The following is an 18,425-nucleotide window of genomic DNA, read 5'->3' as shown; positions in this document are numbered from 1 at the left end:
GGATGGCTGGGGCTTTAACAGTGTCTCAAGCTCAGAAATCCACCACTCAGGCATTCGCCAGTTGGGCTTTACTTTCAACGCCGCGCAGCATCGCGGAAATCAGCTCCTGGGCATCAAACTTGGTCAGGGCTTCATCTGCCCCAACCTGCCGTGCCTGACTGACACTGATTTCGCTGGAAAGTGAGGTGTGCAAAATAATGTAAGCCGATGCCAGCCGGTTATCGTTTTTCACCTCAAATGCCAGCTCGTAACCATCGAGCCCGGGCATTTCGATGTCGCTTACCAGAATATCCACCGGATGCCGGGCCTCGGCGTTCTGAGTCATAATTTCCAGCGCATCGCGGCCATTGGACGCCACCTGATAGTGAATATTGATGGCATCCAGCGCATCCGACAGCTGCTTTCTGGCAACTTTGGAGTCGTCCACCAGCAAAATATTCATGGGTTTAAGCTGCTCGCGCTGCACATCGGTCAAAATACCAATGCGCCTGTCTTCCTTGATGGGGAAAATTTTCGACAGCAGCAACTCCACATCCAGCAGCTGCACCAGGGCATCCTGATAGCGGGTCACACCGGTGAGGAAAGCATTCCGGCCGAGGTTATCCGGTGGCGGCAGAATGTCGCGCCAGTTGCACTCAATAATCTTGTCGATGCCACGCACCAAAAAGCCAATCACCATCCGCTGGCAGTCGGTAATGATGATAAAGCTCTTTTGCTTTTCTTCTTCGCTTATCGGCGGGTAGCCCACAGCCGCAGCCATATCAATAACTGAAATGGTATGGCCCCGCACTGTGGCCGTACCCAACACCGCCGGATGGGACTGAGGTAAGGCGTTTAAGTGGGTGTAAGGCACCAGTTCACGGATTTTAAGGGTGCCCATGGCAAACAGCTGCCGGCGGCTAAGATGAAATAACAGTAACCCCTGAGACTGATTGGCTTTACTTTTCATAACTCCCCTTCACATCTGCCGCCATCTGGCGGCATTTGGACTGGCTAATGCCACCCCGCAACAACGCATCATCACAACGGTGCTGCTGCACGCCTACAACTGAGACTCCAGTGGCAGCAGCGACAGCACATCGGCCATAAAACGGCGCCAGAAGCCAGCCTGAGGCTCAGCATAAAGTATCTGGCCGGTTTTTAAATCCTGCCACTGCAAACCATCATCAGCCAGGCTCACCTTATAGGTGTTTTTGCCAAGAAATGTCGGCAGCCAGGCCAGCATCTGCTGATTGAGTTCACTCTGGTCAACCCATACGCCCATCTCGGTGTTGAGCCAGGCCGAGCGGGGGTCGAAATTAAACGAGCCAACAAACAGCGCCTGGTCGTCGAACAAAAAGCTTTTGGCATGCAGACTGGAGCGGGAACTGCCCTTCCAGGAATGACTGGGCTTGCGGCCAGTGGCTTTGACTTCATACAGGGTAACGCCGCCGCGAAGCAGCGCCTCGCGATAGCCTTGATAACCCGAATGCACCGCCAGCACGTCGGTGGCGGCGAGGCTATTGGTGATCACAATCACTTCAATACCCCGTGCCGCCATGTCATTAAGCAGCTTGACGCCATTGTCGGTGGGGACAAAATAAGGGGAGAAGATCACCAGTCGCTGCTTAACGTCAGCAAAAGCCTCAAGCAGCGGCTTAATCATCCACTCATCGGCCTGGCCCTGATGCTTATCGGGCGGATCGGCAAACACAGTCGCCTGGCCCCAAAACCAGCCTATGCGGTTGTCTGCCATGTGCCGAAGCAATGGCGACTTGGTGAGTCTTTGAATATAAGGATGTTCTTCAAGCTTCGCCTTTTGGGTATCTATGTTGCTGTAGGCTGCGGCAAGCTCATCTTTGGCGTTCTCCAGGCTTGAGAATGCCTCCACCGGATAACTGCTGGCGGCATTCCAGTAGCGGTCAAACTGATCCGAGACTTCATCCACCACAGGCCCGGCCATCAGCAAATCCAGATCGCCAAATTCCACCGCTTCGTCGTTGGAGAAATACTCATTGCCGATATTACGACCGCCCACCACACTCAGGCGGTTATCCACCGTCAGCGACTTATTGTGCATTCGATGATTCATACGGGCGAAGTCACCCATAAACGACAAAGCGCGCAGGCTGCGATGTGCAGACGGGTTATACAGGCGAACGCCGATATTGGGGTGGCTGGACATCACGGCCAGCTGATAGTCAATGTTGGCACTGGCGGTGTCGTCCAACAGCAAACGTACCCGCACGCCGCGCTCGGCCGCTTCCATCAGCTGCCAGGCGAGCAGCCGTCCGGTGTCATCATTACGGAAAATATAATATTGCAGGTCGATACTGCTGCTCGCCGACTGGATCAATGCCAATCGGGCCACCATGGCATCCAGACCATCAAACAGCGGCAACACCGCGCTTTGACCCGGATGCTGAGACAGCGGCTCGGCCAGATAACCGGCAATTAAGCTGTCCTCGGGCGAGGTCAGCTTAATGGATTTTTCCACATCCTTGAGTTCCGGCAGGCTGGCGCAGCCGCCAAGGGTCATGCAGCCAAAGAGCATCAGCCAGAAAGAGCGACGGGCAGAAGGCCGGGGCATGAGTTTGAATTCCTTTCAATATCAATTGGATTAATCTTGCAACGAATATAACACATCGTACACCAATTGATCCCAGCCATCGGCAGAAAACGCCTGTTCCCGCAAGCTTCGCACCTGACTGACCGCATGCACAGGCGCTGCGCCGCGGCGCATCATGTAGGCCGCCAGCAACAGGCCGGTTCTGTCGTTACCCAGGGCACAGTGCACCAGCACGGGCACAGATTTGGCCTCCCAGGTATCAATCCAGTTAAGGCTTTCCTGTATCACCTGAGTGTAAAGCTGCAGGTCTTCATCCCGCGGAGGCACATTGCGCGGCAGTGGCCGGTGTAGATGGGCAATACCCGCCGCCGGCAGCGCAGCCGGATCGCCAATGTCGTCGGAAAACGACACCAGGGCACCAATACCGGCCTGTTTCAGTTCGCCCAGATCCCAGGGCTCAAAGCAAGGGCCGCAGCGTCCTGCCAGCACCCCGTCAACCATCCAATACAGGTGTTTCATCGTAATCCCCGTCAGGTGTAATGGGGCCATTATGCCAGATTGGACAGCGGAGGGGATTTGATAGAGCGCAGTATTTTTTCCAATAGCGTGCGTTAAAACGCCAATTGGCGGGATTCGAGCGACAACAGGCTGGATTTCATCTCAAGACCCCAGGCATAACCGGTTAAGCTGCCGCCTTTGCCTATCACCCGGTGGCAGGGCACTATGATGGCGATGGGGTTAGCGCCATTGGCAGCGCCGACGGCTCTGACAGCCTTGGGGCGTGCGATGCGGTTGGCAATGTCGCTGTAGCTACAGGTTTCACCAAATGGAATGGCCGCCAGCGCCCGCCAGACATCGCGCTGAAAATCAGTGCCCTTCGGTGCCAGCGTCAACTCAAAAGTGTCAAGGTTGCCGGCAAAGTAGTCACCAAGCTGCGCACAGGCTGCGTGCAAATGCGCCTGTGCAGCCTCGATGCTGCCTGCACAGGCGCCCTGCTCTGCCGTGAGCGTTGGCGATGCAACCAGATGCATCAGCCCTGTCGCACTGGCTCCCAGCCACAAGGAACCCACCGGTGATTGAAGCTCGCACAGGGCCACGCAGGGCGCCGGAGTGGCAAAGGTGAGCCTGGTTTGCTTGGTTGTCATATGCTTATCCTTTTCAAAATATTGGCGAGCTGATGGCCTTATTTGACTGACACAGCGCGCCGCTGCTATTTGTCCGAGCTGTTTTGCTGCTGTGGTTGGCATGTTAAATCCAGATGCCACAGCGCCAGGGTTAAGTAGCTGCCCCAGGGAGATGCACCTTTGACAAGCGCATCCTGCGCCGCAACAGCCTGTGTCGCTATCCCCAGTGCAGCCAGGCGCTGACGCACCACCAGATCCCCGGTCAGCAGCACATCCGGCTCAGATAAACCGCGCATTCGCGCGTAGCTGACGGTCCATGGGCCTATGCCTTTCACCGCCAGCAGCGCTTCCGCGCTCGGCTCAGCATCCCTGAATGCCGCCGCCAGTGCCTGCAGCGCAAGTTTGCGGGCGCCGGGCATTTTCAGGCTTTCAAGGCTCCCACGCTCAACAGCGCCGGGCTCAGGAAACACCCGACAGCGGCGGCCGCCAAGATCAACATACCCCGAGGTTTCGTCTACCAACCGATTCAATAGTTGGGTGGCCTGCACCAGGCTTACCTGTTGCCCAAGTACTGCCCGGCAACTTGCCTCGAAAAAGCTCCCGGCACCGGGCAGTGGCATCACTGGCAGTGGTGCATGAAGCTCCCCGGAAGCAAAGTCACAGGTAGCCACCCGGCGCAGCAGCGCAGCCATATGCTCACCAATCAGTGGCAGATTGGCATCGATATCGAGTATCCGCTTGATTTCCGCGAGCCACCGGCTGAGCCTGGCGCTGTCTTTGCCGGGATAGATGTGTACATTCAGCGCATGCTTTTTTGCAACAAGGCTCGCCTCAAACCAGCCTGCTTCACCTTCAATACGCAGCGTACGGCCATAGCAAGGCGTGCCATCTGTGCTTACAAACCACTCGGCGCCTTCAATGGCCCGAGCCATAAAAAACTGTCTCAGCGCCATAAAATCATAGGGTGGCCTGAAGCCCAACATCAGACACAGCCCTTCGCTTGGCCGACTGGCCTGTTTGCTCGAGCGCGAAGATGTCCGCACCTGCCCTGGGGTCAGGTTCAGCGCCGCTTTGAACACTTCATTGAAGCGGCGCAGTGAGCCATACCCTGCGGCAAAGGCGACATCGGTAATAGACAACTCTGTTTGATGCAGCAACGCCTTGGCGAGCAACAAACGCCGATAGTCGCCATAGGCCTTGGGTGACATCCCCAGTTGCTCCTGAAACAGCTTACGTAAGTAGCGGCTGCCCACCCCCAGCCTCGCCGCCAGCGCCTCCATGGCTGCGGCGCCGTCACTATCCCTCGCATTCAGGGCACCTGCGTCTATCAGCGCCATGGCACGGTTTAAGGTGGTTGCCGTACCACGCCAGGGGGCAGAGCCCGGCGCGGATTCTGGACGGCAGCGCAGACAGGGGCGTAATCCGGCCGCCGCTGCAGCCTGCGCTGTCGCGAAGTAACGCACGTTTTCTTCTTTGGGCGACGGCGCCGGACACACAGGACGGCAGTAGATCCCGGTGGAAAATACACCGGTAAAAAACAGCCCATCGAAGCGCGTATCGCGACTTAAGCGGGCACGCTGGCAGGTTTCGGGACTCGGCAGGGGCAAAGACATGGTCTGTCCTTAGCGTTTGCGCTTTGGTTGTGGCGCTATTAGCGGAATGGCTTCACTCTACCGCAGTCGCCCTGCCCCAACCAGCGGAAATCGGCCCTCAATATCAGTCACTGAAAAAGCAACACACTGCCGGTATTTGCGATATGCTGTGCCATCAGTAAATGCAACTCGTTATCTATTAAGACATTGCCAATGAAAACCCTGTTTCGACTGTTCGAGCGCTGGACCACTGCCCTGCCCGAATCGGATGCTTCGCAGCCACCGTCAACCCTGTTTGCTTTTTGTCGTCATTACACCAAAAGCTTTGAAATTCCGTTAATTTGCATGTCGGTGCTCACCGCTATCCTCGCCATGCTCGAAGTGTCCTTATTCGGATTTATGGGGCAATTAGTTGATTGGCTTGCCAATAAAGACCCCGGTAGCCTGCTTCAGGATGAAGGCGCTTATCTGCTTGGAATGACCCTGCTGGTACTTGTCGCCATTCCTATTTTGGTGCTGCTGCACGCGCTGATTGCCTACCAAAGCTTGCTGGGCAATTACCCCATGTCTATTCGCTGGCTTGCACACCGCTATTTATTGAAGCAAAGCATTGGTTTTTATCAAAATGAATTTGCCGGGCGCATTGCGACCAAGGTGATGCAGTCAGCGCTGGCAGTGCGGGAAACCGTGATGAAGCTGCTCGATGTGGCCGTGTACATTCTTGTGTATTTCACCTCGATGCTGGTCATCATTGCCAGCAGTGACTGGCGGCTGATGATCCCGATGTTGGTATGGCTTGGGATCTACATTGGCCTGCAAATTTACTTTATTCCACGGCTGAAACGCGTCTCTACCGAGCAGGCGGATGCGCGTTCCACCATGACCGGACGCATTGTTGACAGCTACACCAATATTTCCACCGTGAAACTGTTTTCCCACACCCAGCGTGAAGCGGATTATGCCCGCGACGCCATGGGCGGCTTTTTGGATACCGTGTACCGCCAAATGCGCCTGGTGACCGGGCTCAATGTCAGCGTGCAAATCATCAACTATGTGCTGGTCTTTGCCGTGGCGGCAATTGCGATTGCGCTTTGGACCGAGCAAGCCATCACCATTGGCGCCATTGCCATTGCAGTCAGTCTGGCGCTGCGCCTCAACGGCATGAGTCAATGGATCATGTGGGAGGTAAGCTCGCTGTTTGAAAATATTGGCACAGTGGTGGATGGTATGAACACCCTCTCCAAGCCCACGCAAATTATGGACGCCCCCAATGCCAAGGCGCTGCAGGTCAGCAAAGGGGAAATCCACTATCAGGGCGTGAGCTTCCACTATGGTGAAGGCAGCGGCGTGATTGAAGGGCTGGAGCTCAATATCCGCCCGGGCGAGAAAGTGGGCCTGGTTGGTCGCTCCGGCGCCGGTAAGTCGACTCTGGTGAACCTGCTGATGCGCTTTTACGATGTTGAGAAAGGCGAAATCCGTATCGATAATCAAGCGATTCAGGAAGTTACTCAGGATTCGCTGCGGGCCCACATTGGCATGGTGACCCAGGATACTTCGCTGCTGCACCGTACTATTCGCGAGAACATCCTTTATGGTCGTCCCGATGCCAGCGAAGAAGAGCTTAACAATGCCATCGACCGGGCTCAGGCGCGGGAGTTTATTGAGCAGCTAAGTGACCCATCAGGCAACCACGGTTTGGACGCCATGGTGGGCGAGCGTGGTGTGAAGCTTTCTGGCGGTCAGCGCCAGCGCATTGCCATTGCCCGGGTGCTTTTGAAAGACGCGCCCATTCTGATTTTGGATGAGGCCACCTCGGCGCTCGACTCGGAAGTGGAAGCGGCGATTCAGGAAAGCCTGTATCAACTGATGGAAGGTAAAACCGTGATTGCCATTGCCCACCGACTGTCGACCATCGCCGCCATGGACCGCCTTATCGTGCTCGATAACGGCAAAATCGTTGAACAAGGCAGCCACAAAGAGCTGGTCGCACACGGCGGGATTTACGCCCAGCTGTGGGCACATCAGACTGGCGGTTTCCTCGGCACCGAGTAACAAAACTTCGATAAAAAAGCTCAGCCTTGGCTGAGCTTTTTTATTACCCGCTGTTTTTATTTTTATTTTGCTTCTTTTGCTTCCTTTTGGGATTGGTGTACAAGCGGATGTGCCACCAATCATTTTTATCATCGCTGGCAGTAATAATCGATTGAGTAGCAGGCGAGTGACTGATCAGGTGACTTTGCAAAGCAGAAGCGACCTGGCAGGCGATGGATAGGTCCAGATTGGGATACGCTCCAGATTGGGATAAGCTTAGATACCGCGAGAAAACAAAATCCGGAAAGAAAACGCCGGCCAGACTGCCAGCCCTGAAAGCCTAAAAAGAAAAAACCACCCGATTGGGTGGTTTGGTATTTGGTGGAGCTACGCGGGATCGAACCGCGGACCTCTTGCATGCCATGCAAGCGCTCTCCCAGCTGAGCTATAGCCCCGAAATCTTCACTGAATAAGCAAAAACTTCAGAAAATGTGGCATCCATTGGATACCGCCGTGCCATCCGAGATAGCGCGGTGCCCCACCGCCCTAAGGCTTTAGAACAAGAAAATGTGGCATCCCCTAGGGGATTCGAACCCCTGTTACCGCCGTGAAAGGGCGGTGTCCTAGGCCTCTAGACGATGGCATCCCCTAGGGGATTCGAACCCCTGTTACCGCCGTGAAAGGGCGGTGTCCTAGGCCTCTAGACGAAGGGGACCCCGGACCACTGTTATCCTCGGTGACGAGCACTGGTTTTACGAAACTCAGCGAAAATTGGCATCCACTGGATACCGCCGTGCCATCCGAGATAGCGCGGTGTCCCACCGCCCGAGGGCTTTAGAACAAAAAATTGGCATCCCCTAGGGGATTCGAACCCCTGTTACCGCCGTGAAAGGGCGGTGTCCTAGGCCTCTAGACGAAGGGGACCCCGGACAGAGAAACTTGGTGGAGCTACGCGGGATCGAACCGCGGACCTCTTGCATGCCATGCAAGCGCTCTCCCAGCTGAGCTATAGCCCCTTGCTTCTCTTACTGCATTTGAGTGTGCTGCCAGCGTTGCTGACACCGTGTCTCGACTGCGTGGCGCATTCTATGCAGCACACCAAAATGTGTCAACGCCTTTTTTAGGAATTTATCCTATCTGCTACAAAATCAACCGCTTTGGAGATTCTTTGCTCAGAACGGGCCTTTCCGATGAGTTCCAGGGTGATATCCAGTGCAGGTGACTGCCCTGCCCCGGTCACGGCTACACGCAGTGGCATACCCACTTTCCCCATTCCCACTTCCAGCTCAGTGGCAGTATCTTCAATGGCTTGGTGAATAGCTTCACGGTTCCATTCGGTCAGCGCAGCCAGTTTCTGCTGCACCAGCTTGAGCGGCTCAAGCGCAACACCACGCAGATGCTTCTTGGCTTGGTCGGCATCAAACTCTTCAAAGTCCTCATAGAAGTAGCGGCTGGAGGCAGCCAGCTCTTTCAGAGTCTTGGCGCGCTCAGACAAAGCCGTCACCACAGCAGCAAGGGCTGGACCATTGCTGGTATCAATGCTCTGATCCTTCATGTGCCACTCAAGGTGGGTAGCCACATATTCAGGGTCAAGCGACTTAATATAGTGCTGGTTCAGCCACAACAGCTTTTCACTGTTAAAGGCAGAAGCGGCTTTATTGATGTCGTGTACATTGAAAAACTCAATCATCTCTTCGCGGGAGAAGATCTCCTGATCGCCATGGGACCAACCCAGACGCACCAGATAATTGAGCAATGCTTCCGGCAGATAGCCGTCATCACGGTACTGCATTACGCTCACAGCGCCGTGGCGCTTGGACAGCTTGGCGCCATCATCACCCAGGATCATGGACACATGACCATACTCAGGCACAGGTGCACCCAGCGCTTTGAGGATGTTGATCTGACGTGGGGTGTTATTGATATGGTCTTCACCGCGGATCACGTGGGTGATGCCCATATCCCAGTCATCAATCACTACGCAAAAGTTATAGGTAGGGCTGCCATCGGTGCGGCGAATGATAAGGTCATCCAGCTCTTCATTGGCGATTTCGATACGACCACGAACCTGATCGTCAAACACCACACTGCCGCCCTGTGGGTTCAAAAAGCGCACCACATGTGGTTCACCTTCAGCGCGAGGCGCCGCGCCGCGGCAGCAACCATCGTACTTCTGACGCTCACCCTTGGCCGCCTGCTTTTCACGCACGGCTTCCAGACGCTCTTTGGAGCAATAGCATTTGTAGGCGGTACCGTTTTTCAGCATACCGTCGATGATTTCGTTGTAACGGTCAAAACGCTTGGTCTGATAGTAAGGACCCTCATCCCAGTTCAGGTTGAGCCACTCCATACCTTCCAGAATGGCGTCCACCGCCTCCTGGGTAGAGCGCTCAAGGTCGGTATCTTCAATACGCAGCACGAACTCGCCCTGATTGGCACGGGCATGCAGCCAGGAATACAGTGCGGTACGGGCGCCACCAACGTGCAGGAATCCGGTTGGGCTGGGAGCAAAACGGGTTTTAACGGTCATATGAGACATTTGCCTATAAAACGAAGGGCCACTTGGGCCTTGTGTGGACGAAATTTTACTATTCTATCAGTGTCTGTTGCCGATGGAAAATCGGCGCAGCAGTCTTTGCCACGACGGTCGCTTCCAGCGTCAATTTCCCCCTTTTCGGCTAACTTTCGTCCGGTTAAGCCTTTCGAGCATCAAAGGGCATGAGCTTATAGAACAAAAGAATGAGCAGCATTTAGAGAACAGCGTGCTTTTATCCTATGCTTGCTGTGAGCAAACACAGGAAAAAGCCGATGGCCAATGTCAGTCAATCTGCGTCACTGGACAGCATCGCCGCCTATTTAAAGCGCCTGCATGGCTGCGATCAGGACACGGCCCAGCGCGAGGCGCGGGAAGTCATGCAAAACCTGATGGCCATGCGCCAGAAGGGTTTTATCAATGGCTGGTACTTCGATGAACGTGGTCATTTGGAACTGCTGCCAAGTGATGCGGTACTCAAACACCTGTCGCCGCCCAAATAACCGCCTTATATAAAGAGCTTACCCCATCACCCCAACTTGCGCCGGCCAACGCAAACGACTCCATCGGGCAGCAAAATAGGCGGGAATCCACCCATCGCCCGCAAAACAGTGAGCGGCCGCTCACACACAGCATCCACACCCTTGCGCCAGATCACATTCGCAACCCTTTCATTACCAACGAGTTAACTCATTGTTAAACACTTTGGCCTGGTCTTTGCCTATAACTATATAGACCTCGAGGGAAAACAACGCGGTATCCCAACCTTCGGGAAACGGAAAAAACACCTATAACGAACCAAGGGAATTCAACAATGAAACAGAACAAACGCTCACCCCTGCAATCTCTCGCCTTGTTTGGCAAAACCAGCCTGGCTGCCGCCCTGCTCGGTCTGAGCCTCGGTGCCGCCGCCGAGCCGGTGGAAATCAAGTTCTCCCACGTCGTGGCCGAAAATACCCCCAAGGGCCAGATGGCACTGAAATTCAAAGAGCTGGTTGAGACCCGCCTGCCCGGTGAATACAAGGTCAGCGTGTTCCCCAATTCACAGCTTTTTGGCGATAACAACGAACTGGCGGCCCTGCTGCTGAACGACGTGCAACTGGTTGCCCCGTCGCTGTCAAAGTTCGAGCGTTACACCAAGAAACTGCAAATCTTTGATTTACCATTCCTGTTTGAAGACATGGCCGCAGTTGATCGCTTCCAGCAGAGTGAGGCCGGTCAGAAACTGCTGAACTCCATGAGCCGCAAAGGCGTGGTTGGCCTGGGTTACCTGCACAATGGTATGAAGCAGTTTTCCGCCAACAACCCGCTGTCACTGCCAACCGATGCCCAGGGCAAGAAGTTCCGCATTATGCCATCGGATGTGATTGCCGCTCAGTTTGAAGTGGTGGGTGCCATCCCGGTGAAAAAGCCATTTTCCGAAGTGTTCACCCTGCTGCAAACCCGCGCCATTGACGGTCAGGAAAACACCTGGTCAAACATCTATTCAAAGAAATTCTTTGAAGTACAAACCCATATCACCGAAAGCAACCACGGCGTGCTCGACTATATGGTGGTGACCTCTGACACCTTCTGGAAGAGCCTGCCAAAAGACAAGCGTGACGTTATCAAGCAGTCGCTGGACGAAGCCATTGCCCTGGGTAACGAACTGGCGCTGAAGAAAGCCGATGAAGACCGTCAGCTTATTCTCGATTCCAAGCGTGTTGAATTGGTCACCCTGACGCCAGCCCAGCGCCAGGCCTGGGTGAATGCCATGCGTCCGGTTTGGGCCAAGTTTGAAGACAAAATCGGCAAAGATCTGATTGACGCTGCCGAAGCCGCCAACAAACCCTGACATTGACTGGGGCGCCTGCGCCCCAAGCTGCCTTTATCACCAGGGACGATGATTGACCAAGGATGGTACAAAAATCCCGGGGAGAGCTTTCGTGATTTCTCGTATTTTAGGTTACATAGAAGAAGGTTTTCTCAACCTTCTCATCACCATGATGACACTGCTGGTGTTTGTCGAGGTGATTGCCCGCTTCTTTTTCAACACCGGCTTTTTGTGGATCCAGGAGCTGACACTGACCATCTGTGGTTGGTTTGTACTCTTTGGCATGTCTTACGGCATCAAGGTAGGCGCGCACATTGGTGTGGATGCCTTCGTCAAGAAGCTGCCCCAGGGTCCCCGCCGGATCACCGCACTGATTGCTGTCACCATTTGTCTGGCCTACTGCGCCATGTTCCTTAAGGGCAGCTGGGATTATCTGTCGCAGATTTATCAGATTGGTATTGGCATGGAAGATCTCGATGTGCCCGCCGCCCTGATGAAGCACATGAGCGAAGACTTTGCCTGGGACGTGATGCGTATCGACCCAGAAGATCCGGCCATTCCCCTGTGGATCAGTCAAAGTATTCTGATTATCGGCTTCGCCATGCTGACCTGGCGCTTTATCGAACTGGCCGTTGCCATTTTCCGCGGTGCCTCAGTGGGCTTCAGTTTCCACGATGAAGCCAAAGAAAGCATGCATCTGGCCGATGGCAGCCCGGAAGCCGACAACAATAACAATGACGGAGCCAAGTCATGACCATAGCCACCCTGTTTTTGACCCTGCTGGTGTGCATGCTGCTGGGCATGCCGATAGCCATCGCCCTTGGCTTCTCCAGCATGTTGACCATCCTGCTGTTTTCCAATGACTCGCTGGCATCGGTCGCCCTCAAGCTCTATGAGGCCACTTCGGAGCACTACACCCTGCTCGCGATCCCCTTCTTTATTCTATCGTCGGCGTTTTTGTCCACCGGCGGCGTGGCAAGACGCATCATCGACTTTGCCATGGACAGCGTTGGCCACATTCGCGGCGGTCTTGCCATGGCGTCCGTGATGGCCTGTATGCTGTTTGCGGCGGTGTCAGGTTCGTCTCCTGCCACAGTAGCGGCCATCGGCTCAATCGTGATTGTCGGCATGGTACGCGCCGGCTATCCGCAAAAGTTCGCCGCCGGGGTTATCACCACTTCGGGCACTCTGGGCATTCTTATTCCGCCCTCAATTGTGATGCTGGTGTACGCCGCAGCCACAGAAGTATCGGCCGCCCGCATGTTTATGGCAGGTCTTATTCCCGGCTTGATGATGGGTATGCTGCTGATGCTCGCCATTTATATTGTGGCACGCATCAAAAACCTGCCATCACGCCCCTTCCCCGGCATCAAGGCACTGTCACTTTCCAGCGCTAAAGCCATGGGTGGTCTGGCATTGATTTTCATCGTGCTTGGCTCGATTTATGGCGGTGTGGCCAGCCCCACCGAGGCTGCGGCCGTGGCGTGCGTGTATGCCTACCTCGTAGCCGTGTTTGGTTATCGCGACATTGGCCCGCTGAAAAACGTGCCTTGGCGGAAAGAAGGTGAAGCCATTATTGCCGCCATTGGCCGCAACCTGCTGCATGTGGTGCTGGGGCTGATTAAAACCCCAACCGATAAAGAAGTGCGCAACGTGGTGCGCGACGGTGCCAAGGTCAGCATTATGCTGCTGTTTATCATCGCCAACGCCATGCTGTTTGCCCACGTGTTGACCACAGAGCGCATTCCGCACCTGATTGCTGAAACCATTGTTGGCTGGGGTCTGCCGCCCTGGGGCTTCCTGATCATTGTGAACCTGCTGCTGTTGGCTGCGGGTAACTTTATGGAACCTTCGGCAATTCTGCTGATTATGGCGCCCATCTTGTTCCCGATTGCGGTGCAGCTTGGCATTGACCCTATTCACCTTGGGATCATCATGGTGGTGAACATGGAAATCGGCATGTTAACGCCGCCGGTGGGGCTTAACCTGTTTGTGACGGCGGGCATTACCGGGCGCAGCATCGGCTGGGTTATTCACGCCTGTCTGCCATGGCTGCTTCTGCTGCTGGGCTTTTTGGTGCTTATCACTTATGTGCCGCAAATCAGCCTGTTCCTGCCCGAATACCTGGACAGCCTGAAAGGCTTTTAAACATCCATGGGGCAAGGCTTGATCCCTGCCCCATTTTGAGCGAGCCTAAGCCATAGATTTACTATGGCTTTTTCTATTTGAGATTGGGATAAATGCCGCTGACGCCCACGGTAAAACGACGTTTGAAAAACACAGCATTGGTGCTTGTTGGCCTGCTGCTGGTGCTTTACCTCACCTGGTCATGGCATATCCGCAGTGGCATGGCCGAGCTGTCTGAAAACTCACAAAAACAGCTCAGTGAACTGGTGAGTTTGCTCGACAGCCTGCTGCTGCGCTTTGAAACCATCCCCCATGTACTCTCCACCAACCCTATGCTGGCCGATGCGCTGCTGGATCAGCGCAATCAGGAGAAAATCAGCCGCCTGAATCTGTATCTGGAAGAGCTGCGCCACATCACCGAGGCATCAGACATCTACCTTATCGACGCCCTGGGCGTAGCCGTGGCAGCCAGCAACTGGCAACAGCCCTATTCGTTTGTCGGCCAGGACTACTCCTTCCGCCCGTATTTCACCGAGGCTATTGCCGGTGGTCAGGGCAGCTACTACGCCGTGGGCACAGCCTCCAACCGGCGCGGCTTTTACTTCTCGTTTCCGGTGCTGGATAAAGGCGGCGTGCTCGGCGCCATTGTGGTGAAGCTGGATTTGACCGATATCGAAACCCAGGCCGCCGGGGTCGCCCAGGCGGGCCAGTACGATTTTATTATCACAGACCCAGACGACATCGTCTTTGCCTCCAACCGGCCCGAATGGCGCCTCACCTCACTCACGCCGCTGACCCAAAGCAAGCAATATGCACTTAATGCCAGCAAACGTTACGCCAAGCGGCAAATCAACGAACTTGCCATACATCCTGCCTACCGCGGCGTTGGCAAAGCGCTCAGCACCTATCGTATCGGCAAAGGCGCAGACGCGGCAGATTATCTGGATACCGCGATTTTGATGACAAAGGCCGGCTGGCGGGTACATGTGCTTAGCCCTTTGGGCGAGGTCTACGCCGCCCTGTATCAGGTGTTGCTGCTTGCGGCTACCTGCTATGGCCTGCTGCTGCTGTTTACCCTGCTGCAATTCGAGCGCCGTCGCAGCCTTGCCAGGATGCAGCAATCCAGGGATGAGCTTGAGCGGCGGGTTGAAGAGCGCACCGCCGAGCTGCAAGCGGCCAACACCCAATTGAAAGACACCCAGGATGAGCTTATTCAAGCAGCCAAGCTCACCGTGGTGGGCAGCCTGTCAGCAAGTATTAACCATGAGCTTAATCAGCCACTTGCCGCGATTCGCAGTTACACCCAGAACACCCAGACCTTCCTTGAGCGGGACATGCCACAGCGGGCCCGCGAGAATCTGGCCATCATTCTTGAACTCACCGACCGCATGGCCGAAATTGTCGGCCAATTCAAAAGCTTCACCCGTAAAAGTCAGGGTAAGGATCGGGCGGTGGCGCTGGATGAATGTCTGGCGCAGGCCCTGACCATAGTGCAGCCAGAAATCGACAAACAGCAGGTGGCACTGAGTGTCAGCGCCGATCGCGACGATCTCAGGGTGTGGTGCGACGGCACCCGCTTGCAGCAGGTGCTGGTTAACCTTATCAGCAACGCCCTGACCGCCATGGCCCAAAGTGAGCATAAACGGCTGCACATCAGTCTGATTGAAGGCGATCCACTGCTTATTCGCATTCAGGATTCTGGCCCCGGCGTGCGCGACAGCCTGATGGAAAAAATATTCGAACCCTATTACACCACCAGTGAGCGGCAGGGACTGGGCCTTGGACTGTCGATTTCCCGCCGCATGATTGAATCCATGCAGGGGGACATTCGCGTCTCCAATGCCCCCGAAGGCGGCGCCATTTTCGATATCGCCCTGCCCGCTTACAGCCCAGAGAAGGCACAATATGAGTCTTGATAATCTTGATGGCATCCAGGTACTTATCGTCGATGACGAGCCACATATCGGCACAGTGCTGGTGCAGTTATTTGAGCTTGAGGGCATTCGCGCCCTGGCCACCACAGACCCGCGTCAGGCGGCCACCCTTATCAGTCGCGACTGGCCCGGCGTGGTAGTCAGCGACGTTAATATGCCATCCATGGATGGCATTTCGCTGCTCGGCAAATGCAACGCCATCGATGCCAGTCTGCCGGTGGTATTGCTGACAGGTTTTGGTGATATTGCCATGGCCGTCAATGCGTTAAAGCAAGGCGCCTATGATTTTCTGGAAAAGCCATTCAATAACGAACATATGCTGGATGTGGTCAAACGGGCGCTGGAAAAGCGTGCCCTGACTCTGGAAAACCGTAATCTGAAAAAGGCGTTGGAGGCTCACGCCATTCCCGGGCCTAGGATCCTGGGTAACAGCCCGGGCATAGTTCGGCTTAGAAATCTGATAGACATGGTGCTCAGCACCCCGGCCGATGTACTGATTGAGGGCGAAACCGGCACCGGCAAAGAGCTGGTTGCCCGCTGTCTGCACGACCACAGCCCGCGCCATCAGGCCAACTTTGTGGCCATTAACTGCGGCGCGATTCCGGAAAACCTGATAGAAAGCGAGCTTTTCGGCGCAGAAGCCGGCGCCTTTACCGGCATCGATAAAGCCCGGGTCGGCAAGTTCGAATTTGCCAATGGTGGTACCCTGTTTTTGGATGAGATTGAGTCAACGCCGCTGTCGTTGCAGGTGAAATTGCTGCGGGTACTGGAAGACAGAAAAGTAGAGCGTCTTGGCTCCAATAAGTCAATTGCGCTGGATATTCGGGTCGTTGCCGCCACCAAGGTAGATTTAAAGCAGTTGTGCGACACTGGCGAGTTTCGTCAGGATTTGCTGTATCGGCTCAATCTGGTGACCATCCCCATTCCGCCGCTGCGTGAGCGCAGAGAAGACATTCCGCTGCTGTTTTTGCACTTTGCCCGGGTGGCATCGGCCCGCTACCACAAGGAGCTGATTTACCCCAGCGCCGAGCATCATGCCCGCATGGCCGCCCACGACTGGCCCGGCAATGTGCGTGAGCTTCGCAATCTGGCCGAGCGCTACGTGCTGCTGGGGGCCGAATCAGCTTTTGCTGCCAGTCTTGGCGGCGCGGCGCAGCTGCATTCGGGGATGTCGTTAAGTCAGCGGGTCGAGTTTTTCGAGCGGGTACTGATTGAAGAAGCTCTGTCCCACAATCGCGGCTCCATCAAGCTCACCATGGAGCAGTTGGAACTGCCGCGAAAAACCCTTTACGACAAGATGCGCAAGTACGAGCTTGACCGTAAACACTACCTTAATGACAGCCCCGACGAAATTTGAACCCACGAAGATGAGCCGAGCGTGCTGACAAGGTACCAGCGGGCAACAGCTTGAGGGCCACCACGCCAGCCAGTGCCAACAGCAGCAGTGAGCCAAACACCACTGCTGGCCACTGCCCATGGTGCCAAAATGGCATCAGGAAAGGGCCACCAAGGGATGCACCAAGGTAATAGGCACAAAGATAAAGTGCCGATGCCTTGGCCCTGTGACCTGTGGCTCTGAGCGCGACCTGGCTGTTGCAACAGGCATGGATAAGGAAAAAGCCTGCGGCGCTCAGCAAGAAGCCACCGACAATGGCCTGTGTGGTATCAAACAGGGTGATGAGGCTGCCTGTCACCATCATCGCAAGCGACACCAACACCACTGATGCCACTCCGAAGCGGGCTACCAGGGTGCCGGAGCGATAAGCGCACAGGGTGCCACTGAGGTAGCACAGGAAAATCAGCGTTACCCCGAAACGGCTCCAGTGAAACGGCGCCTCGAGCAAGTGCAGCTGAATAAAGCTGAACTGATTGACCATCACCATAAATGCCAGACCGCCAAGCAGATAAAATAGTCGCAGCTGAGGGTTGGCAAGGTGCATGGCAAAGCCTTGCCAGGCACTCGACGCCGGTATTTGAGCTGACGGGCGCTCGGCCTTGCCGTTCGTGGCTTTCGCGTTGCCCTTCTCTGCATTCGCGGTGCTCGTCGCAGCTTTCCCCTGATGACTCTGGCCAAAGGGGGATAACAGATAATGACTGAGGCCAACCGATACCAAAGTTACTGCGGTCAGCAGCAGCGCGGCGCCTTGCCAGCTCAGGTACTCGGCCATCAGGCCACCCAGAATTCGCCCGACAATTCCGCCAAAACTGTTGGCCGCAATATAAAAGGCTCCAGCCTTCATTAGCGCGGACAGCGGTAAAGACTCGCGCATAAACGCCATGGCAATAGCGGGCACCGCCGCCAGCAAAATCCCCTGAACCAACCTCAGCCCCAAAATGCCATGCCAGCTGTCAATCAGCAGCATCAGCGGATTCGACAGTGCCAGCAGCCACAGACTGACAATAAGCGGTTGATAGCGGCCGATACTGTCGGACAAGAGCGCATAGCCAAGCAGCGACAGCGCCAGCGAAAAGCTGGTCACAGATAAAATCAAGGTAGCCTCGCCACCGGCAACAGCAAACTGCTCAGCCAACATCGGCAACATACCCTGCATCAGATAAAGGTTGATGTACACCACCACCGAGGCCAGCGCCAGGCCATGGATAAGTCTTTTGGCATTTGCCCTTGAAATTCTGCCCGACACCGCAACTCCAGCCAAAATGCAACTTCCAGGATTGCTTCAGGCTAGCGCAAGCCATAACATAACGATAATAGATATATGTAA

14 protein-coding genes and 5 tRNA genes are annotated in these 18,425 nt (G+C 55.3%); 7 read left to right on the top strand and 12 right to left on the bottom strand.

What is annotated here, in order from left to right:
• Positions 1-46 precede the first annotated feature (46 nt).
• The 5 genes from MJ923_RS06515 to MJ923_RS06495 all read right to left on the bottom strand — a co-directional run bounded on the left by MJ923_RS06515 (position 47) and on the right by MJ923_RS06495 (position 5,285).
• On the bottom strand, positions 47-949 hold the full coding sequence (locus MJ923_RS06515; RefSeq protein ID WP_240590406.1) for a chemotaxis protein CheV: 903 nt from the start codon (positions 947-949) through the stop codon (positions 47-49).
• A 93-nt stretch (positions 950-1,042) separates the two neighbouring features.
• Positions 1,043-2,569 carry a phospholipase D family protein gene (locus tag MJ923_RS06510; protein ID WP_126167351.1) on the bottom strand — a complete coding sequence of 509 codons (1,527 nt, stop codon included), beginning with the start codon at positions 2,567-2,569 and terminating at the stop codon, positions 1,043-1,045.
• 30 nt (positions 2,570-2,599) lie between these two features.
• Positions 2,600-3,067, bottom strand: coding sequence for a dual specificity protein phosphatase family protein (locus MJ923_RS06505; protein ID WP_126167352.1), 468 nt, complete (start codon positions 3,065-3,067; stop codon positions 2,600-2,602).
• A 92-nt stretch (positions 3,068-3,159) separates the two neighbouring features.
• Entirely contained in the window at positions 3,160-3,693 is a 534-nt protein-coding gene (locus MJ923_RS06500) for a methylated-DNA--[protein]-cysteine S-methyltransferase (RefSeq protein ID WP_276313010.1), read from the bottom strand.
• Between the two features lie 65 nt (positions 3,694-3,758).
• Positions 3,759-5,285: an Ada metal-binding domain-containing protein gene (locus MJ923_RS06495; RefSeq protein WP_240590405.1), complete on the bottom strand. Its 1,527-nt coding sequence runs from the start codon at positions 5,283-5,285 to the stop codon at positions 3,759-3,761.
• Between the two features lie 201 nt (positions 5,286-5,486).
• On the opposite strand from MJ923_RS06495, the gene MJ923_RS06490 reads away from it, so the two are divergent.
• The gene (locus MJ923_RS06490) at positions 5,487-7,316 is read left to right on the top strand and encodes an ABC transporter ATP-binding protein (protein WP_240590866.1); all 1,830 of its coding nucleotides are present in this window, start codon (positions 5,487-5,489) and stop codon (positions 7,314-7,316) included.
• A 358-nt stretch (positions 7,317-7,674) separates the two neighbouring features.
• Here MJ923_RS06490 and MJ923_RS06485 read toward each other — a convergent pair.
• The 6 genes from MJ923_RS06485 to gltX form a co-directional block, all read right to left on the bottom strand.
• Positions 7,675-7,750 (bottom strand) — tRNA-Ala (locus tag MJ923_RS06485).
• Between the two features lie 115 nt (positions 7,751-7,865).
• Positions 7,866-7,933 (bottom strand) — tRNA-Glu (locus MJ923_RS06480).
• A gap of 1 nt (position 7,934) precedes the next feature.
• Positions 7,935-8,010, bottom strand: a tRNA-Glu gene (locus MJ923_RS06475).
• Positions 8,011-8,143: 133 nt separating this feature from the next.
• A tRNA-Glu gene (locus tag MJ923_RS06470) sits at positions 8,144-8,219 on the bottom strand.
• A 16-nt stretch (positions 8,220-8,235) separates the two neighbouring features.
• Positions 8,236-8,311: transfer RNA gene (locus MJ923_RS06465), tRNA-Ala, on the bottom strand.
• A gap of 104 nt (positions 8,312-8,415) precedes the next feature.
• A complete protein-coding gene (gene gltX / locus MJ923_RS06460; RefSeq protein WP_240590404.1) occupies positions 8,416-9,825 on the bottom strand; it encodes a glutamate--tRNA ligase in 1,410 nt (469 codons plus the stop codon).
• Between the two features lie 278 nt (positions 9,826-10,103).
• Between gltX and MJ923_RS06455 the strand changes: the two genes are divergently transcribed.
• The 6 genes from MJ923_RS06455 (at position 10,104) to MJ923_RS06430 (ending at position 17,059) form a co-directional block, all read left to right on the top strand.
• Positions 10,104-10,331, top strand: coding sequence for a hypothetical protein (locus tag MJ923_RS06455; protein WP_240590403.1), 228 nt, complete (start codon positions 10,104-10,106; stop codon positions 10,329-10,331).
• A 311-nt stretch (positions 10,332-10,642) separates the two neighbouring features.
• Positions 10,643-11,662 carry a TRAP transporter substrate-binding protein gene (locus MJ923_RS06450; RefSeq protein ID WP_126167357.1) on the top strand — a complete coding sequence of 340 codons (1,020 nt, stop codon included), beginning with the start codon at positions 10,643-10,645 and terminating at the stop codon, positions 11,660-11,662.
• Between the two features lie 91 nt (positions 11,663-11,753).
• Positions 11,754-12,395, top strand: coding sequence for a TRAP transporter small permease (locus MJ923_RS06445; protein WP_240590402.1), 642 nt, complete (start codon positions 11,754-11,756; stop codon positions 12,393-12,395).
• Positions 12,392-13,789: a TRAP transporter large permease gene (locus MJ923_RS06440; protein WP_126167359.1), complete on the top strand. Its 1,398-nt coding sequence runs from the start codon at positions 12,392-12,394 to the stop codon at positions 13,787-13,789. The genes MJ923_RS06445 and MJ923_RS06440 overlap by 4 nt, the downstream gene beginning before the upstream one ends.
• Positions 13,790-13,881: 92 nt before the next feature.
• Positions 13,882-15,684: a sensor histidine kinase gene (locus MJ923_RS06435; protein ID WP_240590401.1), complete on the top strand. Its 1,803-nt coding sequence runs from the start codon at positions 13,882-13,884 to the stop codon at positions 15,682-15,684.
• The gene (locus tag MJ923_RS06430) at positions 15,674-17,059 is read left to right on the top strand and encodes a sigma-54-dependent transcriptional regulator (protein ID WP_126167361.1); all 1,386 of its coding nucleotides are present in this window, start codon (positions 15,674-15,676) and stop codon (positions 17,057-17,059) included. Before MJ923_RS06435 ends, MJ923_RS06430 begins: the two co-directional genes overlap by 11 nt.
• Here the strand turns inward: MJ923_RS06430 and MJ923_RS06425 are convergent.
• Positions 17,034-18,344: an MFS transporter gene (locus tag MJ923_RS06425; protein WP_240590400.1), complete on the bottom strand. Its 1,311-nt coding sequence runs from the start codon at positions 18,342-18,344 to the stop codon at positions 17,034-17,036. The genes MJ923_RS06430 and MJ923_RS06425 overlap by 26 nt on opposite strands.
• Positions 18,345-18,425 lie beyond the last annotated feature (81 nt).

It is taken from the genome of Shewanella zhuhaiensis, assembly GCF_022484835.1.
In the GTDB taxonomy this organism is placed as follows: Bacteria; Pseudomonadota; Gammaproteobacteria; order Enterobacterales; family Shewanellaceae; genus Shewanella; species Shewanella khirikhana.
This window is presented reverse-complemented; position numbering and strand designations above follow the sequence as displayed.